This is a genomic window from Corynebacterium sp. SCR221107, from assembly GCF_027886475.1.
GTDB lineage: Bacteria > Actinomycetota > Actinomycetes > Mycobacteriales > Mycobacteriaceae > Corynebacterium.
In genome coordinates, this window is sequence record NZ_CP115670.1 from 2,958,980 (window position 1) to 2,984,367 (window position 25,388).

General features: G+C 59.9%; 19 protein-coding genes and 1 pseudogene. 9 read left to right on the plus strand and 11 right to left on the minus strand.

Annotation, left to right across the window (positions count from 1 at the left end; translation table 11 throughout):
• Nucleotides 1-194: 194 nt before the first annotated feature.
• A complete protein-coding gene (locus PAB09_RS12880; RefSeq protein ID WP_271034027.1) occupies nt 195-1,667 on the minus strand; it encodes a PucR family transcriptional regulator in 1,473 nt (490 codons plus the stop codon).
• 158 nt (nt 1,668-1,825) lie between these two features.
• Between PAB09_RS12880 and gabT the strand changes: the two genes are divergently transcribed.
• Complete coding sequence (gabT, locus tag PAB09_RS12885; RefSeq protein WP_271034028.1) at nt 1,826-3,151, plus strand: 4-aminobutyrate--2-oxoglutarate transaminase; 1,326 nt, start codon at nt 1,826-1,828, stop codon at nt 3,149-3,151.
• 29 nt (nt 3,152-3,180) lie between these two features.
• Nucleotides 3,181-4,680 carry an NAD-dependent succinate-semialdehyde dehydrogenase gene (locus tag PAB09_RS12890; protein WP_271034029.1) on the plus strand — a complete coding sequence of 500 codons (1,500 nt, stop codon included), beginning with the start codon at nt 3,181-3,183 and terminating at the stop codon, nt 4,678-4,680.
• A gap of 132 nt (nt 4,681-4,812) precedes the next feature.
• On the opposite strand, the gene PAB09_RS12895 is transcribed toward PAB09_RS12890, so the two are convergent.
• From PAB09_RS12895 to PAB09_RS12920, 6 genes and pseudogenes are all read right to left on the minus strand, one after another.
• Nucleotides 4,813-5,676 (minus strand): 3-hydroxyacyl-CoA dehydrogenase NAD-binding domain-containing protein, encoded by an 864-nt coding sequence (locus PAB09_RS12895; protein ID WP_271034030.1) that lies wholly within the window; start codon nt 5,674-5,676, stop codon nt 4,813-4,815.
• A gap of 185 nt (nt 5,677-5,861) precedes the next feature.
• On the minus strand, nt 5,862-6,962 hold the full coding sequence (locus PAB09_RS12900; protein ID WP_271034031.1) for a Wadjet anti-phage system protein JetD domain-containing protein: 1,101 nt from the start codon (nt 6,960-6,962) through the stop codon (nt 5,862-5,864).
• A complete protein-coding gene (locus tag PAB09_RS12905; protein ID WP_271034032.1) occupies nt 6,946-10,290 on the minus strand; it encodes an ATP-binding protein in 3,345 nt (1,114 codons plus the stop codon). The genes PAB09_RS12900 and PAB09_RS12905 overlap by 17 nt, the downstream gene beginning before the upstream one ends.
• Entirely contained in the window at nt 10,283-10,894 is a 612-nt protein-coding gene (locus PAB09_RS12910; RefSeq protein ID WP_231494063.1) for a DUF4194 domain-containing protein, read from the minus strand. Before PAB09_RS12910 ends, PAB09_RS12905 begins: the two co-directional genes overlap by 8 nt.
• Complete coding sequence (locus PAB09_RS12915; protein WP_271034033.1) at nt 10,884-12,341, minus strand: DUF3375 domain-containing protein; 1,458 nt, start codon at nt 12,339-12,341, stop codon at nt 10,884-10,886. Before PAB09_RS12915 ends, PAB09_RS12910 begins: the two co-directional genes overlap by 11 nt.
• A gap of 1,352 nt (nt 12,342-13,693) precedes the next feature.
• Nucleotides 13,694-13,987: pseudogene (locus PAB09_RS12920) on the minus strand (class I tRNA ligase family protein); the annotation flags it as partial.
• Between the two features lie 330 nt (nt 13,988-14,317).
• Here PAB09_RS12920 and PAB09_RS12925 point away from each other — a divergent pair.
• Together PAB09_RS12925 and PAB09_RS12930 are read left to right on the plus strand one after the other, a co-directional pair.
• Complete coding sequence (locus PAB09_RS12925) at nt 14,318-14,884, plus strand: Panacea domain-containing protein (protein ID WP_271034034.1); 567 nt, start codon at nt 14,318-14,320, stop codon at nt 14,882-14,884.
• Between the two features lie 3 nt (nt 14,885-14,887).
• A complete protein-coding gene (locus tag PAB09_RS12930; RefSeq protein ID WP_271034035.1) occupies nt 14,888-15,367 on the plus strand; it encodes a type II toxin-antitoxin system death-on-curing family toxin in 480 nt (159 codons plus the stop codon).
• A 61-nt stretch (nt 15,368-15,428) separates the two neighbouring features.
• Here PAB09_RS12930 and leuS read toward each other — a convergent pair whose 3' ends face one another.
• The gene (gene leuS / locus PAB09_RS12935; RefSeq protein ID WP_271034036.1) at nt 15,429-18,293 is read right to left on the minus strand and encodes a leucine--tRNA ligase; all 2,865 of its coding nucleotides are present in this window, start codon (nt 18,291-18,293) and stop codon (nt 15,429-15,431) included.
• Nucleotides 18,294-18,932: 639 nt separating this feature from the next.
• Here leuS and PAB09_RS13405 point away from each other — a divergent pair.
• Together PAB09_RS13405 and PAB09_RS13410 are read left to right on the plus strand one after the other, a co-directional pair.
• Nucleotides 18,933-19,166, plus strand: coding sequence for a BRO family protein (locus PAB09_RS13405; protein WP_271034037.1), 234 nt, complete (start codon nt 18,933-18,935; stop codon nt 19,164-19,166).
• Between the two features lie 44 nt (nt 19,167-19,210).
• A complete protein-coding gene (locus PAB09_RS13410) occupies nt 19,211-19,624 on the plus strand; it encodes a phage antirepressor KilAC domain-containing protein (protein WP_271034038.1) in 414 nt (137 codons plus the stop codon).
• Nucleotides 19,625-19,741: 117 nt separating this feature from the next.
• Here PAB09_RS13410 and PAB09_RS12950 read toward each other — a convergent pair whose 3' ends face one another.
• The 3 genes from PAB09_RS12950 to PAB09_RS12960 all read right to left on the minus strand — a co-directional run bounded on the left by PAB09_RS12950 (nt 19,742) and on the right by PAB09_RS12960 (nt 22,397).
• Nucleotides 19,742-20,455, minus strand: a complete 714-nt coding sequence (locus PAB09_RS12950; RefSeq protein ID WP_271034039.1) for an ABC transporter ATP-binding protein — start codon at nt 20,453-20,455, stop codon at nt 19,742-19,744.
• 54 nt (nt 20,456-20,509) lie between these two features.
• Nucleotides 20,510-21,601 carry an ABC transporter permease gene (locus tag PAB09_RS12955; RefSeq protein ID WP_271034040.1) on the minus strand — a complete coding sequence of 364 codons (1,092 nt, stop codon included), beginning with the start codon at nt 21,599-21,601 and terminating at the stop codon, nt 20,510-20,512.
• 337 nt (nt 21,602-21,938) lie between these two features.
• Nucleotides 21,939-22,397 carry a hypothetical protein gene (locus PAB09_RS12960; RefSeq protein ID WP_271034041.1) on the minus strand — a complete coding sequence of 153 codons (459 nt, stop codon included), beginning with the start codon at nt 22,395-22,397 and terminating at the stop codon, nt 21,939-21,941.
• A gap of 265 nt (nt 22,398-22,662) precedes the next feature.
• On the opposite strand from PAB09_RS12960, the gene PAB09_RS12965 reads away from it, so the two are divergent.
• The 3 genes from PAB09_RS12965 to PAB09_RS12975 all read left to right on the plus strand — a co-directional run bounded on the left by PAB09_RS12965 (nt 22,663) and on the right by PAB09_RS12975 (nt 25,148).
• Nucleotides 22,663-24,120 carry a sensor histidine kinase gene (locus PAB09_RS12965; RefSeq protein WP_271034042.1) on the plus strand — a complete coding sequence of 486 codons (1,458 nt, stop codon included), beginning with the start codon at nt 22,663-22,665 and terminating at the stop codon, nt 24,118-24,120.
• 2 nt (nt 24,121-24,122) lie between these two features.
• Complete coding sequence (locus PAB09_RS12970; protein ID WP_271034043.1) at nt 24,123-24,740, plus strand: response regulator transcription factor; 618 nt, start codon at nt 24,123-24,125, stop codon at nt 24,738-24,740.
• A gap of 195 nt (nt 24,741-24,935) precedes the next feature.
• Nucleotides 24,936-25,148: a hypothetical protein gene (locus PAB09_RS12975; protein ID WP_271034044.1), complete on the plus strand. Its 213-nt coding sequence runs from the start codon at nt 24,936-24,938 to the stop codon at nt 25,146-25,148.
• The last annotated feature ends 240 nt before the right edge of the window (nt 25,149-25,388 follow it).

A 25,388-nucleotide genomic window follows, 5' to 3' on the forward strand; every position in this document is an offset into this window, starting at 1 on the left:
CAATCTTCGTGCCAAACTGGCACAAAAAGCAATTTCTATCACCCAATAGTTAGGCATTTGCACAACAGACTAGCCGTACATGGGGGACCTGCACCAACCCGGCCGCACCTCTGCCTGCACCCGTGCTTGCCGACGCCTACGGTTCCTGCGCGCTAGGCAGCCAGCGCCGCTGCGGCCCGTATAGCCGAGGCCGGCTAGTTCGCATCCCGCGATACGGCCACGATGAGCAGCTCCGCGCGGGTGACGGGATCGGAAAGGTCGACCTCGCAGATGTCCTCGATGCGCGCGATGCGGGTGCGCACGGTGTGCCGGTGGATTCCCAGGATGTCCGCGGTGGCCTTCGCGTTGCCGCCGGCATGAAGGAAGGTGATGAGCGTTTGCTCAAGGCCGTGGTTGCTGCGTTTGTCCTCCTCGCCGAGCCGGGAGAAGGTCTCCTGCGCGCGGTGATCGAGCGCGGTGCGCACCTCCGGGTTGTTGATCCACTGCAGGGGAGAGTCCTCCGGGGTGAGAAACTGCCCCAAGGGCAGCGACTTCGCCGTGGTCACCAGCGAATGCACCCGCCGGGTGTCCACGGAATCCCATGCCTGCGGGGTGCCGATGGCCACCCGGGCAAACGAGCGCTGCGGGCCCAGCAGCTTGAGCACCCCCTCGGGCGAGCGCGTGCCGCGGAAAAACAGCAACGTCGTCTTCGGGTCGAGAACCAGGGCGCACAGCTCGCGGTCGGCCTTCGAGAGGGCGGAGTCAATAACGGACAACAGCCTGCTCATGTGCCGATCGACGTTGGTGTGGATGACGACCGGGCGCACATAGCCCTTGCTATCTGCGATGCGGGAAAAGGCGCGGATGAGGTGCTGCGGCTGCGCGTCCAAACCAAGCAGGACGGACATGGCCAGCGAGTTGAGCGAGGCCCTGGCCCGGCGCAGGCTCAGCGGCCGCTGGAGCAAGAGATCGGCCAGGCCCGCGACGTGCTTGATGTACTGGCGGTCATGGGCGGAAAGCGAATGATCGGACAGGGTGACCAGCGAGTGGAAGCGCTCGCCGAAGCTGAGCATGCGGTGGTGGATGTGGTGCTGGCTGCCAGCGGGGGCGTGGGTGGCATCAAGCCCCTCGTAGTCGGTGCGCGCGATGACGCGGTCATCGTTGTCCACGATGGCCACCGCGGCGTGGAGGTCCCTGGCTGCCAGCTCCACCAGCGCGTCCACGCCACCGGCAATGGCGACCTGGGTGGCGTTACGCTGCCGGGTGGTCACGAGTTGCTGCAGCATGCTTTCCCGTTGGGCGAACTCGCGGTTGACCGCCTGCGTGATGGAGATGAAGGCGGTGGCGTGGGGGACTTCGAAAAGCCCCAGCCCGAACTCCTGGCAGGCCTCGACGAGCACGCGGGGCACCTCGCCGAAGATGAGCCCGGTGCCAAAGCCAATAGCCACCACCCCCGCCGCCTGCAGTGCCTCAACATAGGGGCGAAACGCCTCGGGTTGTTCCTCAAACGCCAGCCCGACGCACAAGATGAGCGCCTGCTCGGAGAGGAAGGGGGTGGGATCCCGCAACTCGGTGGCCTGGACAACCTTGAAGGAGACTGGCTGTTGGATGATAGAAACTAGGCCGAGTGTTCGCTGGGAAAGTAGCCAGCGTAGTGGTAGTTCCTGATTCTCCAAAGCGGGTTCCATGAGCCACGATTATACAGTTTGGATAATCTTGAGTCTCAAATTTGTCCAAGTGGGACATAGCCATGCAGGCCTGCCGCAACCACAATGATGCTTACTTGCCGTCGGCAAGCAATAAAAGCAACAACCACAAGCACGAATGACAAGCACAAGGGAAAATCATGGAAGACCTCACCTACCGCCTGCCCCAAACCCGCACCGTCGCCGCAGAATCTGACGGCACCAATCACGCCCTCGACGCCCGCCGTGTGGCCGCCGTGCCGCGCGCGGTGACCCCAGGCCTGCCGGGTTACGTCGTCGACGCCGACGGGGGCGTGCTCGTGGACGCGGAGGGCAACTCCTACATCGACTTCGCCTCCGGCATCGCCGTGACCTCGGTCGGCGCCTCCAACCCGGCCGTCGTGGCAGCGGTGCAGGACGCGGTCTCGCACTTCACCCACACCTGCTTCATGGTCTCGCCCTATGAGTCCTACGTCGCCGCTGCCGAAAAGCTCAACGAGGTCACCCCGGGCGATCACGCAAAGAAGACCGTGCTGCTCAACTCCGGCGCCGAGGCCGTGGAAAACGCGGTGAAGATCGCCCGCGCCTACACCAAGAAGGGCGCGGTCGTCGTCTTCGACAACTCCTACCACGGCCGCACCAACCTGACTATGGCCATGACCGCGAAGTACACCCCGTACAAGACCGGCTTCGGCCCCTTTGCTTCCGACGTCTACCGCGCGCCGATGTCCTACCCGCTGCGCGACGGCCTGTCGGGCCCCGAGGCGGCGGCCCGCGCCATCCACATGATCGAAAAGGAAGTCGGCGCGGAAAACCTTGCCTGCGTGGTCATCGAGCCGATCCAGGGCGAGGGCGGCTTCATCGTCCCGGCCGCAGGCTTCCTGCCCGCGATCGCCGCATGGTGCAAGGAGAACAATGTCGTGTTCGTCGCCGACGAGATCCAGGCCGGCTTCGCCCGCTCCGGCAAGTGGTTCGCCGTGGACTATGAGGGCGTCGTCCCGGACCTGATCACCACCGCCAAGGGCATCGCCGGCGGCATCCCACTGTCGGCCGTCACCGGCCGCGCCGAGATCATGGACGCCCCGGTCGTCGGTGGCCTGGGCGGCACCTACGGCGGCAACCCGGTCGCCTGCGCCGCAGCCATGGCCGCCATCGGCCAGATGGAGGAGCTCGACCTGCCCGGCCGCGCGCTCGAGATCGAGGCGATTATCCGCGAAGAACTCGAGCCGCTACTCGAGCTGCCGCAGGTCGCCGAGGTGCGCGGCCACGGCGCCATGATGGCACTCGAGTTCGTCGACGAGGACGGCCGCCCCAACGCCGCGCTCACCGCCGCCGCTGCCGCTGCGTGCAAGGAACAAGGCGTGCTCATCCTCACCTGCGGCATGGACTACAACGTCATCCGCCTGCTGCCGCCGCTGGTCATCGCCGAGGCCACCTTGCGCGAAGGCCTGCGCGTGCTTGCCGACGCCATCCGCGCCAACGCCTAAGAAGTCCCCATCAGAAAGGCCACAACCTGATGACTAACCCCACCTCCGTCCCCGCAGGCGCACACATCGGTTCCGGCACCCGCACCACCAGCGTGCCCACCGGCATCTGGATCGGCACCACCGCCACCCATTCGAGCACAGGGGCGACCTTCCCGGTTATCGACCCCGCAACCGAAGAGGTTATCGCCGACGTCGCGGATGCCGCCGAGGCCGATTGGATGGCCGCCCTGGAGCGTGCCGAAGCCGCCCGCCCCGAGTGGGAAAACACCGCACCGCGCGTGCGCTCGGAGCTGCTGCGAGCCATCTTTGAGGAGGTCACCCGGCGCGCCGAGGACTTCGCCGTGGCCATGACCTGCGAGATGGGCAAGCCCTATGCCGAGGCCTTGGGCGAGGTCTCCTACGGCGCGGAGTATTTCCGCTGGTTCGCGGAAGAAGCTGTGCGCTCACACGGGCGCCTGGCGTCGGCGCCGAATGGCAACGGCACCATCCTGGTCACCCGCAAGCCGGTGGGCACGGTGGTGGCTATTACCCCGTGGAACTTCCCGCTGGCCATGGCCACCCGCAAGATCGCACCGGCCCTGGCCGCCGGGTGTCCGGTGCTGGTCAAGCCGGCCGCGGAAACGCCGTTGACCCTGTTGCTGCTCGGCGAGGTGATCGCCGAGGTTGCCCAGCGCCTCGGCGCCCCGGACGGCATCGTGTCCATCATCCCCACCACCCAGGCGGCGGATTTCTCCGCCAGCCTCATGGCCGACCCGCGCGTGAAGAAGGTGACCTTTACCGGCTCGACGGGTGTGGGCAAGCTGCTCGTGCGCCAGTCCGCCGATAACCTGCAGCGCACCTCGATGGAGCTGGGCGGCAACGCCCCCTTCGTGGTCGCTGCCGACGCCGACCTCGATGTCGTGCTCACCTGCGCCCTGCAGGCGAAGATGCGCAACGGTGGCGAGGCCTGCATCGCGGCGAACCGATTCCTCGTCCACGAGTCGATCGCCGAGGAGTTCACCGCGCGCCTGACCGAGAAGATGGCCGGATTCACCACCAGCCACGGCCTCGATGACGGCACCACCTTGGGGCCGATCATCACCGCCAAGCAACGCGATAACATCGCCGCCCTGGTGGACGAGGCGCTCGCGCAGGGCGCCACCGCCACCACCGGCGGCGCCGTGCCTGAAGGGCCGGGCTACTTCTACCCGGCCACCGTCTTGGTGGACGTGCCCGCCTCCGCCGACATCCTGCACAAGGAGATCTTCGGACCCGTGGCCACGGTGACCACCTTCGCCACCAACGAGGAGGCGGTCGCGGCTGCGAACGATACCGAGTTCGGCCTGGCGGCCTATGCGTTCACGGAGAACGTGCACACCGCGCAGTACTTCGCCACCCACCTTCAGGCGGGCATGGTGGGCATCAACCGCGGCGCCATTTCCGAACCAGCCGCCCCCTTCGGCGGCATCAAGCAGTCCAGCTTCGGCCGCGAGGGTGGCACCGAGGGTATCGAGGAATACCAGCACGTCACCTACGTGGCCTGGACCTAGACTCCCTCACCTTCCCCAAAGATCACAGCACCTTGTTACGCAAGAAGGTGCTGTGATCTTTGGGGTTAAACCCCTAAAAACGGGAAACCGCTACGGTGCCTGCGGACTGTGGGCGTCGGCAAGCGTAAAAAACTAGCTGTCACCGGGGTCTTTTCGGGCCTCCACCACCGCGCGCAGCTTCCTATCGCGCAGCTGGCAAAGCCGCTCATAGGACTCCTCATCGTTGCCGTAGGCCTCGTCGACCTGTGCAAACAGCTCTTCCAGATGCTCGATATCCGGGGTGCCTGCGGGCATCGATTTGTCCCACGCTCCCGCAATGTGGCCGAAGATGGACGAGATTCCCTTCGGGCCGCCGCCCAAACGGTTCGCCTCAAACGGGCCGATCACGGCATAGCGCAAGCCCAGGGAGTTCTTGATCAGGGTGTCGAAATCCACCGCGCTGATCACGCCCTGCTGCACCAGGGAAATACCCTCCCACAGGATCACCTTCTGGATGCGATTTCCCACAAAACCTAAGATCTCCTTGTTGAGACGGGTGGGTTCGAAGCCGAGGTCCTCATATATCTGCAACGCCCGCCCCATGGTGTCCTCGCTGGTCTTTTCACCGGGAACCACCTCCAGCACCGGCATCAGATTCGGCGGGGCGAAAGGATGCCCCACGATAATGCGGTCGGCTGCCGGATTATCCTTGGCAATCAGCGACGGAAGAATTGCCGACGTCGACGACGCCAGGATCGTATCCTCACCCGTGAGCTGCGCAAACTTCCGGAACGCATCCTGCTTGAACTCCAACGACTCCGGGCCCGATTCCTGCACGAAGTCCACACCGCGGGCGGCCGGTTCTAGTTCCGTGAAAAACCTCGCCCCCATGTCTTCTACCTCATCCTTGAGCGTGGCGTTGACGTCGAAGACATTGACGTCCCAGCCTGCCTCCATGAAACGCCGCGCGAACGACATGCCGATCACGCCGCTACCGAAAATCAAAACCTTGCTCATGATGCCCATCGTAGGAGCCCGGGGAGGAAACCGCAGCCGAAACCGGGCCTCATCCGTGTGGTTTAGCAGTCACTGGGACAAGGCTTTTCTCACAGAAGTCACAGCCCGCCCAATCAAGAAGCTCCGAACTTCAGGTTCGCTGGCCAGGCACCCCCTGCTATGACGCTACCCCGCACTCTCATTTCCTACTCATCGAGTTGGCTGACTGTCGGCAGGGCCACCTGCATTTCAGTATCCTGAATCTCTTTTGAAATCCTGCCTACGGCGTAATCCAGCAAAATCCGCTCTTGCTCGATGCGAAAATTCTTTTCGCGCAGGTAATAAACTGCCTCGCGTTCTTTGTCGCTGAGCCTAGTGTAGGTGAATATGTTCTCTTGGTCGGTAACCGCCATATCTTCGAAAGCACGAACTGTTTCCATATCCATCAGGACAGATCTGGTACCCGGACGAACTTTGCGGAAATTGTCAAGGATCTGAAATCCGTGGACGTCCATATCTCCCCAATAGAAAACGTTCCTATCCTTCAACCAGCTTGCCGCAGCCAAACGACTGGCAGCGAAACCTCCGCCGTTGACGAACGCCATTCCGGGAAGGTCGGGCAAGGCAAGAAAAGTGGTCCGGTTCTCAATAAACAGCACGTGGCGACATGTTTGGGGCAGCTCGATTTTGGCGAGGGGCAGCGCCCCGAGGAAGCCTTGGTAGCGGTGCTCACAGAGATTTACTGGGGTCTTGAAGTTGAGTTCGCTGCACGCTGCCTGCAATACCACGCGGTGGTTTTCCACCCACTTGCTGTGTACTCCCCGAATGGGAAGCTCACGGACGTAGAAGCGCGAGAGGTCGTTGTCTTTGATCCACAAACAGGCCTCCAAGACGAGCTGGGCTTCCTTCGCATCGTAACTACGCCAGTGTCCAAAGGTAGGCTGCAACGCGCTATCGCCGAGTGGGCGTAGGGTCTCGTACACCGCGAGGATTCGCGCAAGCTCATTTGCAACACCAACAAATCGCGCCACCTCCTCCCGACTCGATAGTTTGAGGTGAGTAGGAATCTCGGTGGATCCGTAGTTTCCTAGGCGTTTGCTTACCCACTCAATGTGGCCAGGCCCTGAGAAATTGCTCCACTGTTTTCGCCATTCCAAGACCTCTTCGGGGTCCTCGTTGACCTGTTTCTTAGTAGGGTTGCCGAGCGGGATGCTTATGTTGACCGGGTCGCCGAAGACCCAAGAACGAAGGTTTCTGCTGTAAGAAATTGCGGCCTTGGCGCGGGCTTCTTCAACGCTTCTTAACATCTTCAATCCCGATTGGTGTCACAGTCGAATGCATCCGGTCCTCACAAGACACGATAACCATGCCGTCAATGTAGTGCTCAATTGTTTGAAGCATCTTTTCTGGCGTAGCCAGCACCATATGAAACCCGAACTCCGTGAACACGTCCATGGCCTTGCGAGTAAACGTGGTATCCGCGCGATCGAAAGCCTCGTCGAGGATCACGGTACCGAATCTGGACACGCCCTCTGCTGTGGTGCATCGCTTCGTCTTCTCCGATCCGAGCCCCGCACCCGTCAGCTGATAACGCAGCGCGGCAGCAAGACAGAAGAAAACCAGCTTCTGTGCTTGCCCGCCGGAAAGCCCCTGCGAGGAGTCGTAGACGGCGCCCCTGTTGCCGTCCTCAGAGATCTCTACTCCGAGGAAGGAAACGTGCATCCGAGTGTCAAGGCGAAGTTTGACGATACGATCTGGGTTGGAGTCGGATGCCTGTAGCATGCCGATTACTTCCTTGAGCGTGAGAAACCTTTGTTCGTCCGCTAGGCTGTCCTCGTCATTGAGAACACCGTCAACGACCGCCCTGAGTCTTGTTACCAATTCTCGGGCGGCAGCGGGCTGATCTTCCCGAACCTCAATCTGCAGGTGCGTTCCGCGGTCAAACTCCGCGACCATGAGCGGTGGGTTGATCTCCTCCTCAATCTTTCTCCTGACGTCCGAGGCAGCACGCTGGATCTGCAGGAGGAGGTGATTAAGGTTCTGTGAAGTTTGCTTCCTGAGCAACTCACGAAAATGCGTAACGAACTTTGGTAGGTCATCTCCCTCCAGATGCTCAAGCAGCTTGAGGAAGTCTCCCCGAAACCCTAGGTCGGGTTGTAAATCGCCCCGCCGTTCCGGCCACAGATTGAGGAATTCATTCATCGACTGCAAGACCTTGGCGTTGATCTTGTCGCGGCGGTTTTTGATCTTATCTAGGCGGATTTCAAAACTCTGGGCTGTCAGGCGTTCAATTTCCCTCAGGTTATCGGCCCGCACCGAGCGCTTCCGAGCATGAAACGCGGCATCCAGCCGAGCTCGGCTGGCGGGGGAGATCTCACCATGCTGAGCCACCTCTTCGCTCAGATTCTCACATATACTTGCCGCCTGATTTCGCTCGGTCTCGACCTGCCCGTATCGGCCAGCAGTTGCGCCACGGTTGTCATAGATCTTCTTCCAAAGCGCGCTAAGGGTAACCCGTTCTGCACGCCACTGTTGTAACTTGGTATCGCCCTTTTCAAGACGTTCGACGTTTGCAGCGGATTCTTGAACCCTTAGGGTTGCGCCATTAATGTCCACATCCGCAAAATCCCGCACGTCTAACACCTTCTGTGCGAAGCCCGCACGCCTATTCTCGACGTCTACCTGAGTTTCGAAGGCCACCAGATCCGCGTTGGACTTGTCCACTTCCCGTTTAGCCGCCCGGAGTTGGCGTCTTAATTCGTCAAACTTCTCCTCGGTATTGCCGCTTAAGACCCATCGTGAGCGATCATCGATTAGCCGCCGGTCATCCTTTTCATGGCGGGAATGATCGTGTTTGACCTGCCCGTTAAGGGTCACGGCGCGACGTGCTTTCCGCATGTCGAAGGTAGTTTCCACGCAGCCATAGTCGAAGCGGGACTGTAGCTGAGTTTGAATCCAGCTAAAGAAACGACCATCCTCCACATCGATTTTCGTCCCGAGTGTTCCCGGCTCAAATTTCTTCGGGGCTTGGTTCTCATCTGCTGCGCTAAGCCGCACGTACATCAGCTTCGCACCGAGATTGGTGACATTGATAGCGTCACTGACTTGCTCGTAATATTCGTCAGCGACAAGCAGGGTGCGCGCAAAACCACCCATGACTCGCTCAGCTGCGGGCTGCCAACGCTTCTCAGAATCGCGCACCTTGATTAGATCGGCGACGAAGGGGAGGGCTTTGGTCTCAATGCCAGTCAGCGAACAGATACGCTCTCTAGCTGTAAGCAGCGATGGATCCATGGCAGATCGGTGCTTTTCCAACGAAGTGATGTCGGCGACGAGCCGGTCGCACGATTGCTCAGCCCGGTAGAGGTTATCGTAGAGAGCCTTTCGTCTCAGGGAATGCTGCGCCTTCTTTTGCTCTAATTCGGATAGTAGGTCCTGCAGCTGTAGTTGCACCTCAACAAAAGACTCCGCGTCTTCGGGAAGCACTGCGCCAAGCGCCTTGAGTGCTTTTCCTAGATCCTGGGCTTGCTTGGCCACAAATTCCCTTTTTTGTTCGGCCTTTTCCAACTCATTGCGAGCATCGAGTAAGACCGTGCCCTCTCGGCCTGCGATAGCCAGCTGGACCTGATCGAGGCGTTTGCTGACCTCCGCAAATTCGCCATCCAATACGTCAAGCTGCGCCTGAATCTCCTTCAGCATCGCTTCCTTCACGCGTTTTGTTTCCTGCGCTTGGGCCAGTTCAAACTCATTGGCAAACGCGCGAAGGTTCTTTTGATCCTCGCGCGTGGCGCTTTCTTCCGCCTCTAGCTCCACTAACCACTGCTCGGCTTCCTTGACCGGCGCTAGTATCTCCACCTGCCTTCTCGCCGTATCCACCGCTTGGTAGGCAGCGTTAAGCTCGTCGAACTGTTCTACTGCTTTGCTAGCCATGCCCAAGGTCTCCGGCTCCGGAAGCATGAAATCGCGCATGAGTTGGTTCAGGTCACCGAGGGACTTGGCGGATTGTGCCCGATGAAGCAGGGACAGTGCCGCCTGATCGGCGATGCCAACTTCGCGTCGGAAAGCGGAAATAAACTGACCATGGCTGCGGTGCAGGCTAACAGCGTCGGAAAAATCGCGCTTGGCTTTACGCAGGTCAAGTCCATCCTTGGCCAGATCATTGAATTCAGTGAGATCCGCGCGTCGACGAAAAATGAGAAAGATTGAGGTAATCTCTGTTGGGCTCATGCAGCTTGCACCTAGGTGCATGAGCCGAATAGCGCTTAGGTACTGTGCACCATCGAAATAAACGAGGTTGACGCCAGTCCAGGTTGCCCCGTTGCGCAGGAAAGACTGCTTTAGCTCGTTATACTCATCCGAGTGCTCACGGCGCCAAGCTCCACGGCAGTAAGTAACGAGGTTTCGACCGGAACGAGTACCACCCTCTTGAGCCGCTGCGTTGTAATGTACCTTCGACGCTGGAACTATGAGCGCTGACACCGCGTCGATGAGCGTGGATTTTCCAGAGCCGGAACTACCCGTTACCAGGAATCCTTTCCGGCCCACCTCAATGGTGTGCAAGCCTCCAAAGGTGCCCCAGTTATAGAGCTGTATCTCGGCGAGCCGAAACTGCCCGGGGTGGATAACCTCAACCATTGTTTTCCTCCAGTAGCTGCCTATAATTAGCCTCGAGTTGGGCAATCTCCTCGGCGGAGAAGATGAGCCTTAGAACTGGCGACACGTCAAAGCGACCGTCAACCGGTGTTGCTCGAACGATTGAAACGTCCTTAAGCTTGTTCCATGCGGCATCGAGCTTCTTCCATGCGGCTGTTTTATCGGTGCCGAGGGAGCTGAGAAATGGTAGACAACCTTCAAAGATTTCGTCTCTGGACACTACGACACGCTCGCTGGGAGATTCGCGCATCAATTCGTGCCGGAGACTGAGCAAGAGTACGCTCTCGGCAAAGCTGAGGGCCTTCTTGCGCATCAGGGTGCGAGATTCTGTCGCGTCTTCTTCCCAGGACTTCGCGTAAGCGATGCCTGCTGCATCGTCGACAACGAGCGTCAGGAAGAGGTTGTCTAAGTGAGAAGCGAATAACTCACGGTGAACCGAAATTGTCTTGAATACTTCCGGAGTGCGGTCGATCGACACAAAAGGGCCCTTCAGCAGCTCTCCGAACGCACGGCGCTGGGCTGCCGTCATAGTCCCATTGTCATTCTCATGGAGCTGGGTGTTCGCTTCCATCGCCTCAGTTGCCATTTTCTACCTCACTTCCAAAGACAAAGAGCGGAATCTGTGCTGCCCGAGCCTGCCCCTCGGTATTGATCCACCGCACCCGATCGGTGCCCGTAACCCGCTGCGCACCTTCAATAGCTAGAGAAATCAGCCCCACGATGCTTGCCAACCCTTGGGTAGCTGGATAATCCTCCAAGACATCCGAGACCGTTGCCGCACCGCGCTTTTCTAGAGAAAGACGAAGATTCTCGCGCAGTTCCTCCCAATCGATCTCCGACTCCCGCACCCGTCTGCGCAGTTCCTCAAGGCTATAGCTTCCTTGTTCCGCAATAACCATGTCTTCCTCGATGCGCGACTCAGCCGGGTCTTTCAACTGCCAGGTAGAAATGGAGGAGAACTGTCGCCCAGTCAGCTCGATCTCGGTGGCCAACTTGGTACTCGGATTGATCTTGGCACCAACCCTCAGGGCTAACGATTGCGCGCTCGTGATGCGCTTAGCCAGCTCCTGTTGAGCTTCAACCTCCCTCGACTGAACGAACCTGCGAAGGGAACGCGAAAGCTGCAGTAATGCTGTGTGAACCTCCTCGGCATGGCCCTCGAGGTCACGCATCACCCAGCGTAACCGTGCTTGCTCTGCCTCCGAAAGCCGCTCTATGAAGGGTCGGCCGAGGATGTCATCAAGTGTTTGCTCCAACTGCGCCGATTGTTCTCGGTCGAACAACAGTTCATAGAAGCCGTTAAAGCTTTTCCCTTCGTCGGAGTCTTGGATTAGATCCACGCCTCGAAATACATTTTCCAAGACTTCTCTCGCTGAAACCTCGTTACGTACAAGCTGCTCACGGAGGGTTTGGTCAAGCTCCTCCGTCGCTTGACGAACCCGGGCGAAATCTCCCGGTATGTCGGCAACGAGGCTGAGAATATTTTCCACGTACTCGACCGCGTCTTCGTGCGAGACAACATCAACGCCACGCTCCCGCACCGCTGCGATACGCCGTTCGAGTTCCTGCTTTTCCTCTTCGAGCCTTGCGAGAACCTTGGCTTCATCTGAGTCTGTCTCGATAGCAAGGCTATCGAGTTGGTCGATGACAGTTGCAAGGCGCGAGCGGGTAGCCGACTTTCTGGGAGCAGACAGTCGTTTTACATAGTCAAGCGCGTCAATCGCCTCGCGGGAAAGTTCATAGTATTCCTCCCGCTCCCCGCGAGGACTTCTCCTGATCAAATACCCAGCTTTAACCCAGTCGGTGATGTAGCCACCAGCACTACGTGGGAGGTCGAATCCTACCTCGCGCAGGTCAATGAGAAGTTCATCCAACTCTTCGATCACGATGGAACCCGCGATTTGACGCCGGTCGGTGGAAAATATGCTGGACAGGACACCAGCAATGACGGGTGCCAGAGGAGAACGTAACAGCGCCCACGCCGGCGACTCCTCTGCTTGACGTTGAAATGTCAACGCATTCGCCACACTCATGACAAAGCCTCCACCTTGGATTTGCGAACTTACCCCAATCGTAGACAACCCCTGCGACACGAACTCCCACCAATTCGAAAACCTCCCTACAGCGATATTCCGCAGGCATCGATGGAACCAGGACACCGCATCATCGTTAGCAAAGTGGCATGTCAAATAACGTTTCAGAATTGTTAAGTATTTTGCTTTGCGTAGCGACACCATTGGCTTAGGACATGCTTTCCGACGTTTAACGCGCACTCGATCTTCGAATAGACCCCTCGGCGGGCATCGGCACGCACACATGAGGTAGCAAGTAGGGCAAAACCCGTGACCTAATCACAATTTTCAAGGGCGGCTGCAGTTCTACAACTGAGACTTGATTATCTTCCCAAGAATTGCCTTATTCAGGTGGACTGCCTCACCATCTGGCCTACCGCCTAGCTTGCGTAAGGAACATCATGGCAGACATTCTCGATATCGGGAAGTACGTCGTTGAGCTCTTCGGCATGGTGGATATGCACAGACTCTCCAAGTTCTGTCTTGTTCTTTCGCTCAGAGTTGGCATCTAGCTTGGACAGGTAGTTTTTGACCGACAGCGCCTTCTAGACATGGAAATATGGATCAGTCCCGACAAGGCTTGGTCCTGCCAGCATGGTCGTTGACGATAGTGGGATTGCACAGGGAGTTTCCGCGCGGCTTAATGAATTCGAGCACGCGGCATTTAAGGAGAGCTATTCAACTTCTATGGAGACATGGACTTCTAACATCTGACGCAGTTGAGCCACGGGACAGCATGGTAGGACGCTCGCCGTGGACTGCCAAAGGACGCGCGCTCTACCTCTGAGTGGAGCGTCTCCACAACGTGTGTCGATTTAACCAATCTCATCTACACGGGAGCAGATACTCCGAAGGTGCCTGTGCATAAGGAGACCTTCGATCTGGGCAAGGATCTATTAGCGGCCAACAAAGTCAAAGCCGATTGGAAAGATGCCTTCAATCTTCTTGCTTTACGTGGAGGGCGTTCTTTACAGCGGAAACATTGAACCAGACTCCCTAGAAGCCGACGGCGGGCAACAGGGTGAAGCACTCGCAGCCCAGTCCACGCCCGAATCGGCTATATGGATCCACCACGAACTACACCGAGCGCAGTCAAACAACGATCAATTGAACTATGAGAATTGTGGGAGGAACCCATCTACCTCGACGCCACTCAAATACGAGGGCCTATGTTTATCAAAATGAGCGATTTTTATTATTTAGCAGGGCTGGAAAGGCGTCGTTGTTATTAAAAGTAGCGATTTTGATAAAAAGGGGACGTCACCAACCCTCCTCGGTCGGTGCCGCCCACTTTAGACGTCGTGAAGCAAAAACTACTTGACCACCAGGTTGACCATGCGCCCTGGCACGACGATCTGCTTGATCAGGTTCTTGCCCTCGATGTGCGCCTTGACATTATCGTCGGCAAGCGCTGCGGCAACGATGCCATCTTGGGCCGCATCGGCGGCGACCATGATGCGGGCACGGACCTTGCCGTTGATCTGCACCGGAAGCTCAATCTCATCATCCTTGAGCCACTTCTCCTCAAAAGTGGGGAAGTCCACGAAGGTGATCGTGCCCTCATGCCCAAGACGGGTCCACAGCTCCTCCGCGATGTGACCATTCACTTTAGTCGCCACGGCTTTTACAAACTCGCGGGTCGACCGCGCAGAACCAAGTCCTTCTCGTTCGTCACTCGGCACGGTTCCAAATCGGCTCGTTGGGGTTCTCGCCCTACAACGTTGCTGCCGACCAACGCGAGCTCCACGATGGCCTCCTTTGCACGGCGTCGGCCAGCATCGCCATGTGGGAGCCAGGGTTGCCTTTGATCCGAGTGAGGATTTCTCATTCAAGATCGGTGAAGGGAAGAATAGTCCTCTTCTATTCCCAAAGGAGGCGGGCCAGGGTAAGATTTTCGTTCCCAGCCCATGACTAGTTAGACCTTTGGAAGGAGCATCATGGCCGACATTCGCGACGTTGGGCAGTACATAGTTGAGCTCCGCGGCGGGACAGTTGATAAGCACAAGCTGGCCAAGCTTTGTTTCTTCGCACAGGGGTGGCATTTGGCGTGGACTGGAAAGCCTTTGACGACAAGCCATTTCCAAGCGTGGATTTACGGACCCGTGCCCACGGAGCTCGGGCGGTACAGCACTGTCGCCGAAGGATCTAAGGATGTGACGCGGATCGCCACGGGTGACTCTTCTCGTCTGAGCGACTACGAACGCGCGGTGGTTGCAAGCATTGTCGATTTCTACGGCGACATGGATTTTGCTGTCTTGACGAAGCTCAGCCATGGCCGGTCGTGGGAAGAGGCACGCCAAGGCCTTCCCGAGAATGCTCCTTCGAGTGAGAATCTCAGCGTCAGCACCATGCGGGAGGAATTCTCCCATCTGGTCCATGACAGCGGGGAGCTGCCGCAGGCCCCCACATTTAACGAGGATCTTGATCTTGAGGCTGCCTTGGCAGCCTCCGAGCTCGTTGAGAACGATTGGATGGAAACCTTTCACCTCTTGGCCACCCGTTAACCCGTGACCATCACTAACGAACAAGAGTGGGTTCAGCTACTCACGGATCTTGCGCTCAGGCTCAACCAAGAATGCGGAACGCGTCAGAATGGCGCATCCCATGATGAGTACGCGGGATTCAGTTACGACGAAGGCGCTTTGTGTTCTGCCATCGCGGCCCCGTTTCAAAGCGTTTTCGGCGCTCCGCGTTATGAATCGGTCTACGACCGCGCAGCCGCGCTCATGGCCCATATCGCAAAGGCCCACGCCTTTAGGGACGGAAACAAGCGGACCGCTCTCAAGCTGTCCCTGGTGTATCTCACCATGAGGGGAATCAGGGTGGTGCCTCCTAGCGCTGAGCTTGGTGCTCAGCTTGTTGAGAAGTGCGTGCTGGCCAACGGTAACCAGTTCGAACAGATGGTTGTCGAGATCAGCACATTCCTCATCGCTTGGACAGTTCCAGACCAGATCGCGCGCGAGCATCGAAGGAATGTCCAAGGATGAAAAAGGCGAGGCCCCCGGTATGGGTTGGCCTCGCCTTGAACTTTCGCGGGTTTCCTAGCCCTTACTTGACCACCAGGTTGACCATGCGCCCTGGCACAACGATCTGCTTGATCAAGTTCTTGCCCTCGATGTGCGCCTTGACATTATCGTCGGCAAGCGCTGCGGCAACGATGTCATCCTGGGCGGCATCGGCGGCGACCATGATGCGGGCACGCACCTTGCCGTTGATCTGCACCGGAAGCTCAATCTCATCATCCTTGAGCCACTTCTCCTCAAAAGTAGGGAAGTCAACGAAAGTAATCGTGCCCTCATGCCCAAGACGGGTCCACAGCTCCTCCGCGATGTGCGGGGCCACCGGGGCGACCATGATCGCCAACGGCTCCACCGCAGCGCGCGGCGCGCCGTCCTTGTACGTCTTGGTCAAATAGTTGACGTACTCGATGGCCTTGGCCACCACGGTGTTGATCCGCAGGTTCTCATAATCATCGCGGATTCCGGCGATGGTGCGGTTGAGCTGCTTCAAGTCATCGTCGGTAAGCGCGGCATCAGTAACGGCAAGCGCGCCGGTTTCCTCGTTGACCACCAGGCGCCACAGGCGCTGCAGGAAACGCTGGGAGCCCACGACGTCCTTGGTCGCCCACGGACGCGAGGTATCCAGCGGGCCCATCGCCATCTCGTAGACGCGCAGGGTGTCGGCGCCGAAGTCGCGTGCAATGTCGTCGGGGGCGACGGCGTTCTTGAGCGACTTGCCCATCTTGCCGTACTCCTGGAAGACCTCTTCGCCCTGGTAGAAGAACTTGCCGTCCTTCTCCTCCACCTCAGCGGCCGGGACGTAGACGCCACGGGCATCGGTGTAGGCGTAGGCCTGGATGTAGCCCTGGTTGTAGAGGCGGCGGTACGGCTCGCGGGAGGAGACGTAGCCCAGGTCGAACAGGACTTTGTGCCAGAAGCGGGAGTAGAGCAGGTGCAGCACGGCGTGCTCCACGCCGCCGACGTAGAGGTCTACACCACCCGGATCATTCGGTCCGTGCAGGTCCGGGCGCGGGCCGGTCCAATAGCGCTCGTTTTCGATGTCGCAGAATGCTTCATCATTTTGCGGATCGATGTATCGCAGCTGGTACCAGGACGAACCCGCCCACTGCGGCATGACATTGGTGTCGCGGACGTACTCCTTCGGGCCATCGCCGAGGTCCAAGGTCACGTGCGTCCAGTCGGTCGCCTTGGCCAGCGGCGGGTGCGGCTCGCTGTTGGCGTCATCCGGATCGAAGGAGACCGGCTTGTAGTCCTCGACCTCCGGCAGCTCGATCGGCAGCATGGATTCGGGCAGGGCGTGCGGCATACCGTCGGCATCGTAGACGATGGGGAAGGGCTCACCCCAGTAGCGCTGGCGGGCAAACAGCCAGTCGCGCAGCTTGTACTGGATCTTCTGGGATCCCTTGCCGCGTTCCTCGAGCCAGGCGATGGCGGCGTCGATGGCCTCCTGCTTGCCTAGGCCGTTGAGATCGAGGCCCTCGTCGTTGGCCGAGTTGATGTGCGGGGCATCGCCGGTAAACGCCTCTGCGGACACGTCACCATCGAGGACCGGGATGATCGGCAGGCCAAATTCGGTGGCGAACTCGTAGTCGCGGGTATCGTGGGCGGGCACGGCCATGATGGCGCCGGTGCCGTAGCCGGTGAGCACATAATCGCCGATGAACACGGGAATCTGCGCGCCGTTGACCGGGTTGGTGGCATACACGCCCAAGAACACGCCGGTCTTTTCCTTGTTCTCCTGGCGCTCCACGTCCGACTTCGCAGCGATGGCGGCGCGGTAGGCGGCAACGGCCTCGGCCGGGGTGGACTTGCCGTAGGTCCAACGGGGGTCGATACCCTCGTAGGAACCGGAACCACCGGCAACCAGGTCGTCGACAAGCTCATGCTCCGGCGCGAGCACCATGTAGCTGGCGCCGAACAGGGTATCCGGGCGGGTGGTAAACACGGTCAGGTTGTGGCCCTGGGCAACGAAGTCCACCTCGGCGCCGCGGGAGCGGCCGATCCAGTTGCGCTGCATGGACTTGACCTTCTCGGTCCAGTCCAGGTACTCCAGATCGTCGATGAGGCGATCGGAGTAGGCGGTAATCCGCATCATCCACTGGGACAGGTTCTTGCGGAAGACGGGGAAGTTGCCACGCTCCGAGCGACCGTCGTGGGTGACCTCCTCGTTTGCCAGCACGGTGCCCAGGCCCGGGCACCAGTTCACGGTGGAGTAGGAGCGGTAGACCAGGCGGAAAGAGTCTACGACCTTGCGCTTGTCTAGATCAGACAGCTGCGCATAGGGCGCACCGAACTCCTCCGGGGTTGCCACCTCGCCGGATTCCAAGAGCGGAATGAGCTCCTCGATGCGGCGGGCCTTGTTCTGGGCCTTGTCGAACCATGCGTTGTAAATCTGCAGGAAGATCCACTGCGTCCACTTGTAGAACTCCGGATCGGTGGTGGCTACCTTGCGGCGGCGATCATGGCCCAGGCCGAGCAGGCCCAGCTGGCGCTCCATGTTTTCGATGTTGGCCATCGTCGTGGTGCGAGGGTGCGTACCAGTCTGGATGGCGTACTGCTCGGCCGGTAGGCCGAAGGCGTCGTAGCCCAAGGTGTGCAGCACGTTCTTGCCCAGCATGCGGTTGAAGCGGGCGAAAACGTCGGTGGCAATGTAGCCGAGCGGGTGGCCTACGTGCAGGCCAGCGCCGGAGGGGTAGGGGAACATGTCCTGAACGAATAGCTTGTCCTTGGGCAATTCCTTGCCGTCTTCCGTAGCAAGGGCGCCCACCGGGTTCGGGGCGTTGAAGGTGCCGTTGTCGATCCAGTACTTCTGCCACTTCTTCTCGATCTCACCCGCAAGCTCCGGGGTGTACCGGTAGGAAGGACCTGCCATGTTATCGCTCGGATTAGTCATGGGTAAATATGATAGTCGCTCCCGCCCACACCGGCCCCCATCAGCGCACCGTTACCTGCCGGAATTGTTGCTTTCCGACGCCCACCGGGCCCGCACCAGTTGCCCTTTGATCGGCCGTTGCCGGTTGTCTTTGCCAAAACGGCACAACCTTTGAACGCAATTGACCCCGCAGCACATAGTCGCGCAGGTCAGCGCCGAGGGGTGATGAGATTACTGACTCACCCTTCCCAGCCGAAACAAACATGTTTCCTCAGGTAAAGATGCCCCGCGTATGCGCAGCTACCACCATTTCATCGACGGTGATGAAATGCTCACCTGCTCCACGCGCACCCCTGTTTGATACGAAAAACGAAGACCGGCCCTGGACTCCCACCGAGGCGGGCAGCGGAACCGGTCATGTTGACTACAAGGCTACCTGGTTGATGACGCCGAAGCAAGAGCACGGGCACGGAGCCATCGGTACGTTCACACACCAGTGTGCCCTCTGACCCGTCCGGATTCGCCGGCCCTCGGGGGCGTATGGGCGAGAGTCTTCCTCACACCGTGTCCGGTTTCGGTGCCTGCCGTGCCTGACAGGTGAGAGCCTAGCGCATCCCGCGCCCGCGATTGTCTACCCGGCTCTCAGAAAAGGAACCGGTCATGGCTACCGCGCTACAAGCGTTCACCAACCACGAGTTCGGCACGATCCGAACCATCACCTCCGGCGGGCAGGTCCTGTTCTACGGCAAGAACGTGACGACCGCCCTCGGCTACGCCAACACGAAAGATGCCCTGGCGCGTCACTGCAAGGGGGTCGTGAATCACTACCCCTTGAAACGGCTGGTGGCATCCAGCAGGTCAGGTTCATCAGCGAAGGCGACCTGTACCGGCTGATCGTCTCCTCCAAGCTGCCCGCCGCCCAGCAGTTCGAGGCGTGGGTGTTCGACGACGTCCTCCCGTCCATCCGCCGCCACGGCATGTACGCCATCGACGAGCTGCCCAATGATGACGAGTTCCTTGAGCGAGCAATCGCCACCCTGCGCGCCGAGCGGGCCAAGCGGCTCGCCGCCGAACAAGCCCTGTTGGAGGCGGCACCGAAGGTGTCCTATTACGACGTGGTGCTGGCGTCGCCGTCGCTGATCACCACCACCGAGATCGCCAAGGACCACGGCCTGTCGGCGAAGAAGCTCAACCAGATTCTGCGCGAGGAGCAGGTGCAGTTTCACCAGTCCGGCTGCTGGTTCCTCTACGCCCGCTTCGCTGCGCAGGGCTACACCCAGTCCAAGACGCACGAGTACGACGAGGGCAAGACCCGCACCCACATGTACTGGACCTACTCCTGTGCCACTTAGCGGCGAGAGCTTCATAAGCTCGCCGCTAAGAGGCAAAGGTTTTCCCTACATCCACATAAGGTTGCGTTCATCTGGGCAAACTCGCGAAGCACGAATATCGCGGAGTCGACTTTCTTCCTAGGCGCTAGGCATCCCCGCCAGCACCTTGGCCTTGCCATCCACCATCTCCACGACCTGGTCGGCCAGATCGAGCTGGCTGCGGTCGTGGGTGATCATGACAGTGGCCACGCCGAACTCGTCGGTGACCTGACGCAACAGCTCCACGATCTCGCGGGAGAGCCGCTGGTCGAGGGCGGAGGTGGGTTCGTCGGCAAGCACAAGCTGAGGTTGGCCCATGAGCGCGCGGGCGATGTTGACGCGCTGGCGCTGGCCGCCGGAAAGCTCGGAGGTGCGGCGGTCGCCGAAGCCGGCTAGGCCCACGCGGGAAAGGAGCTCGTCGGCACGGGTGGCGCGAGCGCGCAGCGCCCCGCGACGCAGGCCGCGGATGTGGTCGGTGATCATGAGTTGCTCGCGGGCGGTGAGCGAGCCGAGCAGATTGGGGGACTGGAAGACTACGCCGATGTGGTCGCGGCGCAGCGCAGTGCGCTGCTTGTCGTTCATGTCGGTGGCTTCGCGCCCGGCGATGATGACCTGGCCGGAGGAGGGAATCACGAGGCCCGCGGCCACGGACAGGAGGGTGGACTTACCGGAGCCGGACTCACCGACGATGGCGGTCAGCTGCCCGGCGCGCGCATCCACGGTGGCGCGGTCGAGTGCGGTGACGGTGGAGGTGCCGTCGGGGTAGACGACGCTGGCGTTGCGCAGGCTCAAGACTGGGGTTGTGGTGGTCATCGTGGTGGTCCTTGATGTGAGGCTGGTTTCGGAAATGGGGTGGGGAAGTGTTGCTTAGACGGAGGCGCCAAGTGCGGTCATCGGGTCGACCTTGGTGGTCTGGCGCACGGCGAGCAGGGCGCCGGCGATGCCGAGGACGAAGACGGCAACCGCGGGGCCGGCAATAGTCAGCCAGGACAGCTCGAAGGGGACGGTGCCGGAGACGAGGGCGCCCAGCCCGAAGCCGATGAGGGCACCTGCACCGGTGCCGACGGCGAGGATGATGGCGGCCTGAGTCAGCGCGTCGGCAAGCACATATCGCGGGGAGGCGCCGAGCGCGCGCAGGACGGCGATGTCGCGGGTACGCTGCAGGGTCCACACGCTAAGGAAGGAGATGGTGACCAGGGCGGAGATGCCGTAGAGGAATCCTTGCATGCTGGTCAGGGAGGTGCGCTCAGACTTGTAGGCGGCCAGGCCCTCGAAGGAGCCCTTCGTGTCGGTGATGGCGGTGTGGGTATCGGCGGCGATCGTGTCCCATTGCTGGGCGGTGGCATCGCCATAGGCCAGCAACACCGTGCCGGTGGTGGCGGCCTCGGCATGGCTGACCTGCTGCCAGGTTGCGATATCAACCCAGACCACCGGCGAGTGGCTGTAGTATTCGTCGGCAACGATCTGGCCTACAGTGACCTCCGTTCCGCCCAGAGCGATGGTGTCGCCGGTGGAAAGCCCCAGTTCCGTAGCGATCGATTCAGAAATGTTTGCTTGCTTGCCGACGGCTACGCCTGCCGCCACCGTGCCGTCGGGAAGCCCGAGCACGGCAACCGGCTGCGCCCCCTGGTCGGACTCGAGGCGGGTCTGGCCAACGCCGAGCGGCACAATGGCGTCGAGGCCGCGGCCCGTGACCTGGCTAGCTGCGGCCGTGACCGCGCGGGCGGCATCCTCGGTTGCCACGGAGTTGCTAAAGGAGACCTCCGGGGTATCGGAGAACGGATCGACAAACGCCACGGCGTCGGCATCAAGCGAGCTCAGCGCTGAGGTATTGCGCGCGGCCAGCCCCTGGGTCAGGCCGGTTAGCATGATGATTAACAAGGTGATGAACATGGTAACCGAGCCGATAAGAATGAATCGCCCGCCGGCTGAGCGGATCTCGCGGATGCTCAAGAACATGGGTAGTGCTCCTTGGGAAAGATCAGTTTTGTTGGCTACTACCCATTCCACCGTTTTCGCAGGCCAGATACATCGGTAGGCTCGGTCAACCTGCAATCAACCATGTGGTTGATCGATCATCATCTGCGCGGCGTCCACCGCACAGCTGCGGGAAGATAAAGGTACACGGTCGCAGTGTTGGTGCAGCTAGTAGAACACCACCAGAGCACCAAACAGGCCTTCACGTTGGCTGCCACCACAAAGGCGCACCAGGCCTGGCAAAGCCCGATGCGCCTTGAAAGAAAGCTGTGGCACCAGAAGTTGGGGAAGGCAAGGAAAGAATCTGCCCCGGGTTCCCTTAGTGGGTCAGCACCGCCTTTAGTAGGGCAACTCCCAAACCCACCGCCGCGAAGATGATGCCAGCCACCAAGGTGCGGAAGCTGATCTTTTCCTTACGGAAGTGCGAGATAACAAAACCTAGGGAGAAAAGGCGGGCGATGAGGAAGAAGATGGCTAGGTACCACGCCCATTGGGGAGGGATGACATCTGCCATGGCTAGCAGCAATGCCACCGCCGGTGCCGAGGTGGAGCTTAAGATCGGCACCGAGTTTCGCAGGGCGTGCAGGTAGTCACTGGTGTTGGCCCACCGCCCATGTAGCAGCCGATGTTCTTGCAGCTCGGCCAGGCCGTGGGCAAGCAGGGTGGTAAACCCGGTAGCCAACAAAAGTATGAGAGCATGTCCATGCTCAATGTCGGCCGGCGCAACGAGCACGATGGCACCCAGGGCCAAAATGTTGCCGTAGGTATAGGCCGACACCCGCTGGGCGACATCGTGTGGGCTTCAGCTTCCCGTCCCGGCTCAACTCCAGCGCGTGGTCATCGCCGTCGGCTGCAACGCCGGGGCCAGGTGGCAAGTGGGAGGTCATGGATTCATAGTAAAAGCCACATCGGCCAGCCTGAAAGTCTTCTACACGCGCGGCATGGCGTGACAGGTGGCCTGCCAGTCGCCCAAGTGATGGATTTTCGCCCGTAGGCAAGGATCGGGGAGGAATTCTCGGTGGTGAATCACTAGCGTTGAGAGTGTGAAATTTCCCCGCCACCCCAAACACAGGCATGGTGACACCACCGGTCACCGTGAAGGCAACGACCCCAGTCCTGGCCACGCGCACGATTCCAGCGAGCACACCCAACGCAGCGGGCATGGGAGGCATCCCAGCCCCTTCGCCGCGAGTGGCTTGATCGCTGCCGATGACCTTGCCTCCGGCAAGGCCCCCTCCCCGGAGCAGGCCACTCAGGCTTTGTCGAACATCATGGTGTTCCTGCGCGTGAGCTTGCATCTTGTGTTCGCGTTCCTGCTGGGGTTTGCGGTGGTGCAAAACGTGGCGGCGGGCACCGCGTCGTGGGGCCAGATCACCGGCGCGTGCCTATTGGCCTGCGTGTACCTTGTGGGAACGGTGTGGGAAAACCGCAAGGCACATTCGGTGCTGGTGGATTTCACGTTGGATTCCACAACCAGGTTGCTGGCAACTGGTTGGCTGTGCGTGGTGCTGCTGTTGTGGGTGTGCCTTGTCGCCTCCTCGATGAGCTTCGTATGGCTGCTGTTCCCGTTGGTGTTCCTGATCTTGCACGTGCTTCCCACAGCCGCCTCGATAGTCACGGTCTGCGCGGCGTGGGCGGTGGCAGCGTTTCTGCCAGCGCTCGTCCATCACCCGGGGTGGAATGTGGCCAACGTGGTCGGCCCGTTCATCGGCACGTTTTTCGCCATCGGCGTGTACTTCACCTACCGCGTGCTCGACCGCGAGGTGCATGCGCACGCGCTTTTGACCCAGCAGTTGATTTCTGCGCAGCAGCAGCTGGCGATGAGCGAGCATCAGGCGGGGCGCATGGAGGAGCGCGAGCGTTTGTCGCGGGAGATCCACGACACCGTCGCCCAAGGTTTGTCCTCGATCGTGTTGGTTTCGCGTGCCGCGCGTGCCAACCTGCGCAAGGGCAACCTCGCGGAGCTTTCCGCCCAGCTGGATACCATCAGCGAGCAGGCAGGCGACTCCCTCGCGGAGGCCCGCCGTTTCGTGCGCGACCTTGCCTCCCCGGATCTCAGCCAGTCCCTTCCAGTTGCGCTCGAGCGTGTCGTTGCGCGTGTGCGCGCCCGCCAGGAGGCGCTTTCCGACGATCTGGAGGTGGTACTGACCATCATCGACGAGACCAACGGCGCCAATGGGGCAGCCCAACTCCCGGAACCCGTCACGCGCACGGTGGTGCGGGTGGTACAAGAGGCGCTGGCGAACGTCGTCAAGCATGCCGACGCAAGCAAGGTGGTCGTCACCGTCGGGTTGTGGGACGAGCAAGTAACGATCGACGTCGTCGACAACGGGCGCGGTTTTGATCCGGATGCGTCGCATTCCGGTTTTGGCATCGACGGCATCCAGGCGCGGGTCAGCGATCTGGGCGGCGCCGTTACAATCGAATCGAGCCCGGGCGCGGGAACCACGCTGACCTGCGCCATCCCGCTGACCTCCCGAACGCGACACGAAGAAAGCTAATCATGAACCCCATCTCCGTCATGCTCATCGATGACCACCCCGTCGTGCGCGCGGGATTGCGCTCCATCGTGGACTCCTTCGACGACCTCCGGGTTATCGCCGAGGCAGCCAACGGCGACGGCATCACCTCCCAGTCCCTCGCTGAGATGGGTATCGATGTGGTGGTCACCGACATCCAGATGCCCGGCACCGACGGGATCACGCTCACCCAGCGGCTCGCCGAGGCCGGCCCACCGGTGCTCATCTTGACCACCTACGACACCGAGGCCGACATCGTCGCCGCCATAGAGGCCGGCGCCATGGGCTACCTGCTCAAAGACGCCCCCGAGCAAACGCTCCACGACGCGATCGTGGCTACCGCCCGCCGCGAGCGCACGCTGGCACCCGAGGTAGCCACTGCGCTCATGAACCGCATCTCCAAGCCGCGCCAGGCGCTGTCGGCCCGCGAGATCGAGATTCTCAAGGCACTCGAGTCCGGGGCCACCAACCGCCAGCTGGCCGCCACCCTTTTCATCTCCGAGGCAACCGTCAAGACCCACCTCGTCCACATTTACTCGAAGCTTAGCGTGGACAATCGCACGGCTGCGATCACCGAGGCACGGCGGATGAAGCTCATTTAGCTAATCCCTGGATAAAGAGGATTTCCCGGTGATTTATGGGCCCTAATTATTGTGGATTATTCGGTTCCCACCGCAGTTTTAGAGCAATACCCCGGAGAAGTTTTTTATCTCAAACACTTGCTATTACAAAAGCGGCCTGTTGTAATGCAATAAAGCGGGAATTTTCCCGCATTTCCCGACCGAAAGGAACCCATCATGGAATTCTTTGACATTCTCTCCTCTGGCATCTCCTTCTTCTTCAACGAAAGCCTTCCGCACATTTTGAGTCTTTCTTGGGCATCTTTACCTCCAGCAAGTAGCTCTTATGCCGAGGAACCGGCCCAAACCCCTGGGGGTGTGGCCGGTTTTTTCTCTCTTCACCCAAATTATTTCTCCGGAAGAATGGCGAACAGAGTATTTCTGATTTAAATTTACGGTTTATTCAATAGGCAACCTATTACTATCTCAGCTTCGGAAAAAACCCAATCATTTCAGATGCAAAATTAAGCTAATTGCCCTTGTTTTTCTTTATTTGCCCTGATTCAATTTCAGTTAGTGGTAGCGCCCGCTGCTACGTGAGCCGAGTGAAAGGTAACCTGGCATGTCCTCTATTCTCGATATTTATAACAACGTCGATAATTTTGTCTTCTCCATCTACGACGCGCTTTA